The 8,147-nt window shown below is 70.2% G+C and carries 9 protein-coding genes; 6 read left to right on the forward strand and 3 right to left on the reverse strand.

The annotated features are described in order from the left end of the window. The first annotated feature begins 197 nt into the window (after positions 1–197). Positions 198–1,199, forward strand: coding sequence for a permease (locus ABTZ89_RS31740; RefSeq protein WP_351051659.1), 1,002 nt, complete (start codon positions 198–200; stop codon positions 1,197–1,199). Continuing rightward, a complete protein-coding gene (locus tag ABTZ89_RS31745; protein WP_351051662.1) occupies positions 1,199–1,897 on the forward strand; it encodes a TIGR03943 family putative permease subunit in 699 nt (232 codons plus the stop codon). The genes ABTZ89_RS31740 and ABTZ89_RS31745 overlap by 1 nt, the downstream gene beginning before the upstream one ends. A 109-nt stretch (positions 1,898–2,006) precedes the next feature. Here ABTZ89_RS31745 and ABTZ89_RS31750 read toward each other — a convergent pair whose 3' ends face one another. Both ABTZ89_RS31750 and ABTZ89_RS31755 read right to left on the reverse strand, forming a co-directional pair. Continuing rightward, the gene (locus tag ABTZ89_RS31750; protein ID WP_270952056.1) at positions 2,007–2,423 is read right to left on the reverse strand and encodes a Fur family transcriptional regulator; all 417 of its coding nucleotides are present in this window, start codon (positions 2,421–2,423) and stop codon (positions 2,007–2,009) included. Next, positions 2,420–2,890 carry an ArsR/SmtB family transcription factor gene (locus tag ABTZ89_RS31755; RefSeq protein WP_351051677.1) on the reverse strand — a complete coding sequence of 157 codons (471 nt, stop codon included), beginning with the start codon at positions 2,888–2,890 and terminating at the stop codon, positions 2,420–2,422. The genes ABTZ89_RS31750 and ABTZ89_RS31755 overlap by 4 nt, the downstream gene beginning before the upstream one ends. 217 nt (positions 2,891–3,107) lie before the next feature. On the opposite strand from ABTZ89_RS31755, the gene ABTZ89_RS31760 reads away from it, so the two are divergent. Together ABTZ89_RS31760 and ABTZ89_RS31765 are read left to right on the forward strand one after the other, a co-directional pair. Continuing rightward, positions 3,108–4,493 (forward strand): glycine--tRNA ligase, encoded by a 1,386-nt coding sequence (locus tag ABTZ89_RS31760; RefSeq protein WP_270952055.1) that lies wholly within the window; start codon positions 3,108–3,110, stop codon positions 4,491–4,493. A 171-nt stretch (positions 4,494–4,664) separates the two neighbouring features. Continuing rightward, a complete protein-coding gene (locus tag ABTZ89_RS31765; RefSeq protein WP_351051667.1) occupies positions 4,665–5,258 on the forward strand; it encodes a YdcF family protein in 594 nt (197 codons plus the stop codon). A gap of 52 nt (positions 5,259–5,310) precedes the next feature. On the opposite strand, the gene ABTZ89_RS31770 is transcribed toward ABTZ89_RS31765, so the two are convergent. Then, positions 5,311–6,057: an SAM-dependent methyltransferase gene (locus ABTZ89_RS31770; protein WP_351051670.1), complete on the reverse strand. Its 747-nt coding sequence runs from the start codon at positions 6,055–6,057 to the stop codon at positions 5,311–5,313. Between the two features lie 261 nt (positions 6,058–6,318). On the opposite strand from ABTZ89_RS31770, the gene ABTZ89_RS31775 reads away from it, so the two are divergent. Together ABTZ89_RS31775 and ABTZ89_RS31780 are read left to right on the forward strand one after the other, a co-directional pair. Then, positions 6,319–7,605 carry a deoxyguanosinetriphosphate triphosphohydrolase gene (locus ABTZ89_RS31775; protein WP_351051673.1) on the forward strand — a complete coding sequence of 429 codons (1,287 nt, stop codon included), beginning with the start codon at positions 6,319–6,321 and terminating at the stop codon, positions 7,603–7,605. Between the two features lie 150 nt (positions 7,606–7,755). Continuing rightward, positions 7,756–7,941 carry a hypothetical protein gene (locus ABTZ89_RS31780; protein WP_270952051.1) on the forward strand — a complete coding sequence of 62 codons (186 nt, stop codon included), beginning with the start codon at positions 7,756–7,758 and terminating at the stop codon, positions 7,939–7,941. Positions 7,942–8,147 lie beyond the last annotated feature (206 nt).

The following is an 8,147-nucleotide window of genomic DNA, read 5'->3' on the forward strand; positions in this document are numbered from 1 at the left end:
TGGAAATCGGACATCCGATTTCCATTGAATTTGCGTCTGGACGCCCTCGACCGGGGGATCCGCCGGTGTGTCGGATCTCGTGATCGGTGGGTTCTGATCCCTGCTTGACCAGGGGTGATCATTCGCGGGCGAGGTGCCGGGACGATCGTCACGCACTGGTGCGAACGATTATCAGTTCGAACTGCCACGATGTGCGGGTGACCGAGCTCGCCGATCCGCCGCGCACGCGGCGCCCCGTCCTCACCTCGTTGGAGGCGCTCTGCGTCCTGCTGGTGCTCGCCGCGGTGTTCCAACCGCAGCTGATCGCACTGCTGGACGTCCCAGCGCTGCGCACCGGATCGACGGTGTTCGTCGCGGTCTGCGTGCAAGCCATGCCGTTCCTGGTGCTCGGCGTGCTGGTCAGCGGCCTCATCGCGGCTTTCGTGCCACCAGACGCGCTGCGCCGCGTGCTACCGGCCAAGCCCGGAGCGGCGGTCCCGGTCGCCGGTGCGGCGGGGCTGGCTTTGCCGGGGTGCGAATGCGCGTCGGTGCCGGTGGCGCGCCGCCTGATGCAGCAGGGCGTCGCACCCGCTGCCGCGCTGGCGTTCCTGCTGGCCGCGCCGGCGATCAACCCGATCGTGCTGGTCTCCACCGCGGTCGCCTTCCCCGGCGAACCCCGGATGGTGCTGGCCAGGTTCCTCGGCTCGCTGCTGACGGCCTGCGCGATGGGCTGGCTCTGGGCCCGGCTGGGCCGAGCCGAGTGGCTGGCCGAACGCGCGCTGCGCCGGGTCGAACCGCAGCACGGCGGCAACCGCTGGGTCGTGTTCGCCGAATCGGCGCGGCACGACCTGGTCGAGGCCGGGGGGTTCCTGGTGCTGGGCGGCCTGACGTCCGCGGTGTTCAACGTCCTCGTGCCCACCGGCTGGCTGGAGTCGCTGGGCGGCCAGCTCCTGCTCGGCGTGCTGGTCATGGCCGTGCTCGCGGTGGTCCTGGCGCTGTGCAGCGAGGCAGACGCGTTCGTGGTGGCGTCGATGCCGGGGCTGCCGCTGATCCCGAAGCTGGTGTTCCTGGTCGTCGGACCGGTGGTGGACCTGAAGCTGATCGCGCTGCAGTCGGGCGCCTTCGGACGCGGGTTCGCGGCCCGCTTCGCCCCGGTGGCGTTCGTGGTGGCGATCGCCTGCGCCGCAGGGGTCGGGGCAGTGCTGCTGGGAGGTTCGTGATGCGCCGGGAAACCCAGAACCTGCTGTTGCTGCTGCTCGGCGGTGCGCTGCTCAAGATCGCGCTCGGTGGCAGCTACCTGCGCTACGTCAAACCGTCGCTGTTCCCGTGGCTGATGGCGTCCGGGCTGGTCATGGTCGGGCTCGCGGCGTTCGCCATCGTCCGCGACATCCGCGCGAGCGGCGCCGGGGGCCACGAGCACAACTCGCGCAGCCCGTGGATGCTGCTGCTCCCGGTGTTCGCGATCTTCCTGGTCGCCCCGCCGGCGCTGGGCTCGGACTCGGTCACCCGCGACCGGCCCGCCGCTCCGCAGGCCCCGGCGGAACCGCGGTTCCCGGCCCTGCCGCCGGACCCGGAGCCGCTGCTCAGCGCGTCGGAGTTCGTCACCCGCGTGATCTGGGACGACAGCGGCTCGCTCGACGGCCGAACGGTCCGGCTCCAGGGCTTCGTCGTGCACCCGACACCGGACACCGCGCAGCTCGCGCGCATGCGCATCAGCTGCTGCGCGGCCGACGCATCACCGGTGAAGATCGACCTCGCGGGTGCACCGCAGGCGGTCGGCCTCCCGGCGGACACCTGGATCGAGGTGGCGGCCCGCCTCCGCCCGGGCACGGCGACCGAGGCCAACGACTACGTCCCGACGGTGGAGGTGCTCACCCTCCGCACCATCCCGGCCCCACCGGACACCTACGAGTACTGATCCGAGTTCCGCCTGATCAGAACCCGTGAGCACTTTGAGTTGCCATGGCAACAGGAAAGACTCACGGGGCATGACCAGCGGAAACGGAGCGAGAAGTGGCGCTGGGGAGTCAGCCGGCGCAGTTCGGGCAGGTCCCGATGATCTCCACGGTGTGGCTGACCTCGGTGAAGCCGTGCTCCTGGCCGATGCGCTCCGCCCAGTTCTCCACCGGCGGGTCGGCGACCTCGACGGTCCGCCCGCAGTGGCGGCACACCAAGTGGTGGTGGTGATGGCTGGAGCACCGCCGGTAGACCGCCTCGCCCGACGGATTGCGCAGCACGTCGACCTCGCCCGCGTCCGCCAGGGTCTGCAGGGTTCGGTAGACCGTGGTCAGGCCGATGCCCTGGCCCTGCCGCCGCAGCTCCTCGTGCAGCTCCTGCGCCGACCGGAAGTCGTCGATCTGGTCCAGCAGCTTCGACACCGCTGCTCGCTGCTTGGTGGCCCGCAGTCCCGGTACCCCGACCGCGGGGCCCTCGCCGGTGGTCACGCTGTCTCCGTCTCCTGTCCGCCGTCGGGTTCGATGGAGCGCGCCGCCGGTCCGCGCGACCGGGCACCGGAGATCTCCTCCGCGTGCGCGACGGCGTCCACCACGATGTGCGCCAAGTGCTCGTCGACGAGCCGGTAGACGACCTCCCGCCCGTGCCGCTCGCCGTGCACGACCCCGGCCGACTTCAGCACCCGCAGGTGCTGGCTGATCAGCGGCTGGGCGACGTCGAGCGCGTCGACCAGCTCGTGCACGCAGCGCTCGGCGGTCCGCAGCTGCAGGACGATCGCGATCCGCACCGGGGCGGCCAGGGCGCGCAGCAGCTCGCCGGCCTCCACCAGGACCTGCTGATCCCGCTGCGGCGCCGGGCGCGCGGCCCGGTCGGGGGAGTGCACGTGGTCCTCGGCGCGGTCCAGGCCGGGCCGCGCGCTCGGCTGGGCCGACTCGGCATCCGGGCTGATCGCGGGCATCGCTTCCTCTCCGAGGCGTCTGGGCGCGGGGCCGTCGAGCTGCGGTGCCATCGCGCAGTGACGCTCCACGCACCCATCCTACGGGTAGCACCCGACCTGCTGATCGCATCGACACCGCAGCCCGGGCGCACCCCCTCCGCGACCGGATCGGTACGCTGGGAATCTCCAGCCCGACCAGCTGGTTCGACTCATCCAGCGAAAGATTTCCGGAGTTAACGTGCCCGCCGACCAGATCGACACGATCGTCAATCTCTGCAAGCGCCGTGGTTTCGTCTACCCGTCGGGTGAGATCTACGGCGGTACCCGGTCGGCCTGGGACTACGGTCCGCTGGGCGTCGAGCTCAAGGACAACATCAAGCGCCAGTGGTGGAAGTCCATGGTGCAGGGCCGCGACGACGTCGTCGGCCTGGACTCCTCGGTGATCCTGCCGCGCCCGGTCTGGGAGGCCTCCGGGCACGTCACCGCGTTCCACGACCCGCTGGTGGAGTGCACCTCGTGCCACCGCCGCTTCCGCGCCGACCAGCTCGCCGAGGAGTACGCCGAGCGCAGCGGCAAGGAGATCGCCGAGGACGACCTCTCCGACGTCCCGTGCCCGAACTGCGGGGTCCGCGGCCAGTACACCGAGCCGCGCGAGTTCAACATGATGCTCAAGACCTTCCTGGGGCCGGTCGAGAGCGAGGAGGGGATGCATTACCTGCGCCCCGAGACCGCGCAGGGCATCTTCGTCAACTTCGCGAACGTGATGACCACGGCGCGCAAGAAGCCGCCGTTCGGCATCGGCCAGATCGGCAAGTCGTTCCGCAACGAGATCACCCCGGGCAACTTCATCTTCCGGACCCGCGAGTTCGAGCAGATGGAGATGGAGTTCTTCGTCGAGCCGGGCGAGGACGAGCAGTGGCACCAGTACTGGATCGACCAGCGCATGGCCTGGTACACCGGGCTGGGCATCAACAGCGACAACCTGCGGGAGTACGAGCACCCGAAGGACAAGCTGTCGCACTACTCCAAGCGCACGGTCGACATCGAGTACCGGTTCCGCTTCGGCGGCCAGGAGTGGGGTGAGCTCGAGGGCATCGCCAACCGCACCGACTTCGACCTGACCACGCACTCCAACCACTCCGGCGTGGACCTGTCCTACTTCGACCAGGCCAGCAACTCCCGGTTCCGGCCGTACGTGATCGAGCCGGCGGCCGGTGTGGGCCGTCCGATGATGGCGTTCCTGATCGACGCCTACCACGAGGACGAGGCGCCCAACGCCAAGGGCGGTGTGGACAAGCGCGTGGTGCTGAAGCTGGACCGCCGCCTGGCGCCGGTCAAGGTCGCGGTGCTGCCGCTGTCCCGCAACTCCGACCTGTCGCCGAAGGCCCGCGACATCGCCGCGCAGCTGCGCTGCAACTGGAACGTCGACTTCGACGACGCCGGTGCGATCGGTCGCCGCTACCGCCGCCAGGACGAGGTCGGCACCCCGTTCTGCGTGACGGTCGACTTCGACACGCTGTCCGACCACGCGGTCACGGTTCGCGAGCGCGACACCATGTCCCAGGAGCGGGTGGCGATCGACAAGCTCGAGGAGTACTTGGCGGTCCGCCTCATCGGCTGCTGAGTTCCCACCCGTTCGGGTTGTTCCCCGGGCGGAGATGCTGAGCGGGCTCCGGGCTCGTCCTTCGGGCGGGCCCGGGGCACCGGTTCCGAGGTTCTGCGAGGTTTTGCCAGCGTGAGTCCCCACCGAGCCGCCCACCGGTCCCGCTCGGGTCGGACTCTGACCAGGGTCCTGGTGGGTTCGCTGCTGGTGGCCCTGCTCGTCGTCGGCGGCACCGCGTTCCGCGTGTGGCAGGTGGCGCGCGCCGACGACCGGCGTCCGGTGGACATCGTGGTCGTGCTCGGCGCCGCGCAGTACCACGGCAAGCCCTCCGACGTGCTGGAGGCGCGGCTCAACCAGGCGCTGAAGCTGTACCGGGCCGGGGTGACCGACTACGTCGTCACCGTCGGCGGGCGGCAGACCGGCGATGCCTACACCGAAGCCCAGGCGGGCAAGAAGTGGTTGAGCAGCAACGGGATTCCCGCCGATCACATCGTCGAGGTCGACGTCGGCGAGGACACCCTGGGCAGCATGAAGGCGGTCGCGAACCTGGCCGCGGACCGCGGCTGGGACACCGCGCTGATCGTGAGCGACCCGTGGCACTCGCTGCGGGCGCGGACGATGGCCAGCGACTTCGGGTTGGAGTCGTGGTCCTCGCCGGCCCGGTCCGGCCCGGTCGTGCAGACCCGCGAGTTCCAGTTCAAGTACATCGTCCGGGAGACCGGCGGTCTGCTGTACTACCGCCTGACGCACGCCCCCGCCGAGCTCAACGGCGACGGCCTGGGCTGACGCCCAGGGCCGCCCAGCGGGGTCGGCAGCCGTTGCCGCCGACCCCCAACCGTCAGCGGTCCATGAGGGCGAAGACCCCCCAACCGAGGTACTCGCGCTGGTACCTGGCGTATCGGGCCGGTTCCTCGGAGAGCTCGGCCCGCAACTCGGCGGCCAGCTCGTCATCGGGATTCCGGTCGAGCCAGCGCCGGATGTTGAGCCACTGCGCGGCCTGGTAGCGATCCCAGCTGTCCTGATCGGCGAGCACCATCTCGACGACGTCGCAACCCAGTTCGCCGAACTGCTCGATCAGCTCGGGCAGCAGCCGGAAGTCGTCCTCGCTGCTGGCGTGGCACGCCTCGGCGATGCGCTGGTCCAGGGGAGCCCGGCGCCAGTACGGTTCGCCGATCAGCAGGAGGCCACCGGGGCGGAGGCTGCGGCGCAGCAGATCGATCGTGCCGGCCACTCCGCCGCCGATCCAGGTGGCGCCGATGCACGCGGAGAGGTCGACGGGTTCGTCCGCGACCCAGCCGGCCGCATCGCCGTGGATGAAGACCACCTGATCGACAACGCCGAGCTCGGCTGCCCGGAGCCGGGCCCCGGCCGTGAACTCGGTGCTGATGTCCACTCCGGTTCCGGTGATGCCGTGGGCGTGCGCCCAGGTGCACAGCATCTCGCCCGACCCGCTGGCGAGGTCGAGCGCGCGCGTCCCGGGGGCCAAGTGCAGCGCCTGCCCCAGGGCAGCGAGCTTCTCGCTGGTGAACGGGTTGTGGATGCGGTGGCTGCTCTCGCGGATGGTGAAGCTACGTGGAAGATCCACTGCTGGGTTTCCTTACGTCCGATGAGGTCATGACGTGCGCGGGGAACGGCCTGTTGACGCTGGCCGCGGTTGCCTGGACCGTCATCGAATGCACCTCATCCGGACGTGCGGGCTTGGAACCCCGGCGAGGTTAGGACGCACGAGTGACCGCGTCCAACGGTTTTCCGCCGAGCGTCGCGGGATCAAACGTCCGGTGGTCGCTGCGGCGAAACGCGAGCGGGCTCCGGTGATTCGTCGGATTCCGGCCGTAGTCTGAGCGCGATGGAGACCACGCCCGGCTACCACGCGCACGACCTGGAACGGCTGCTCCCCGAGCCGCCGAAGCTCGCCGTGCCCGAAGGTGCGCGCTCCGACGACCGCTCACCGTTCTCCCGCGACCGCGCGCGCGTGCTGCACTCGGCGGCGCTGCGCCGGCTGGCGGGGAAGACGCAGGTGGTCGGCCCGGAGGAGGGCGACGTGCCGCGCACCCGGTTGACGCACTCGCTGGAGGTCGCGCAGATCGGGCGGGGCATCGCTGCGGCGTTGGGCGCCGACCCGGACCTCGTGGACACGGCGGGTCTCGCGCACGACATCGGCCACCCGCCCTTCGGGCACAACGGCGAACGCGCGCTCAACGACCTGGCCGGGCCCTGCGGCGGGTTCGAGGGCAATGCGCAGACGCTGCGGATCCTCACCCGGTTGGAACCGAAGTTGGCCGAATCCGGTGAGGTCGGCCGCGGGCTGAACCTGACCCGGGCGTGCCTGGACGCGGCCACCAAGTACCCGTGGCCGAAGCGGCCCGGCGAGGCCAAGTTCGGGGTGTACGAGGACGACCTGGCGGTGTTCGAGTGGCTGCGGCAGGACGCCCCGCCGCAGCGCCGATGCCTGGAGGCCCAGGTGATGGACTGGGCCGACGACGTGGCCTACTCGGTGCACGACGTCGAGGACGGGGTGCTCTCCGGGCGGATCTCGCTGCGCTCGCTGACCAGCGGCGACGAGCGCGCGGAGATCGTCCGGATGGCTGCGAAGCACTTCAGTGGCGATGGTTCCGGCGCCACCTCGGGGCTGCTGGAGCACGCCGCGGAGGAACTGGTGCGGTGGCCGGTGGTGGCGGCGGTGCTGGACTACGACGGCACGTTCACCGCGCAGGTGGCGCTCAAGCGGCTCACCAGCGAGCTGGTGGGGCGGTTCGTGGCGGCTGCGGTGACCGGCACGGTGGACCGGTTCGGTCCCGGGCCGCTCACCCGGTACCTGGCTGACCTGGTGGTTCCCGAGCCGGTGGTGGCCGAGGTGGCGGTGCTCAAGGCGGTCGCGCTGCGGTACGTGATGAGCGATCCGCAGCGGTTGCGGATGCAGGAGCGGCAGCGGGTGATGCTGGCGGAGCTGGTCCGCGTGCTGGCCGAGCGCGCCCCGGGGTCGTTGGACCCGGCGATGTCCGCGGTGTGGGAGCGGGCCGGCGACGATGCTGCGCGGCTGCGGGTGGTGCTGGACCAGGTGGCGTCGCTGACCGATGCGCAGGCGGTGCGCTGGCATCGAAAGCATGTACGGAACGTGTCTGAATCGGTGTGACATTCATCCGAAAGGGGCGAGTTGATCTGGGATTCTCCGCGATGCTTACGCAGAGTGCGCGACGGCGGGTCCCGACCGCCGGGTAGCACCGACCCCCGAAACCGCCCAGCGGCCCGGTCCCCGAAGCAGCCGGGTCGCGAGGAGACCCCGATGCGCAACCGGCACTACATCCAGAAGCTCGTCGTCGGTGGCGAGCCGTACATCAACGCCGACAACCTGGCCGACTGGGTCACCGACCTGAACTGGCAGGACCCCGAAGCCCAGCGAGCGGCCAACTACATCGCCCAGGAACTCCGCCTGATGGGCCTCTCCGACATCGAGGAATCCCTCCGCTGAGCCGGCACCCCGCCGTCCTGCGCGGGTGACCGCCGCAAATTCAATGGAAATCAGACGTCCAATTTCCATTGAAATTGCGGAAGTTCTCCACAGGCAGGGCGACTTGTCCACAGGTGTCGGCGTGTCGGGGGCCGGAGGTTCCGACACGCCGGGGTTCCGACATGCCCGGGTGTGCAGTTTCAATTGAAACTGTGATAGATCGGAAG

It is taken from the genome of Saccharopolyspora sp. NPDC002686, from assembly GCF_040295745.1.
GTDB classification, from domain to species: Bacteria; Actinomycetota; Actinomycetes; order Mycobacteriales; family Pseudonocardiaceae; genus Saccharopolyspora; species Saccharopolyspora oryzae.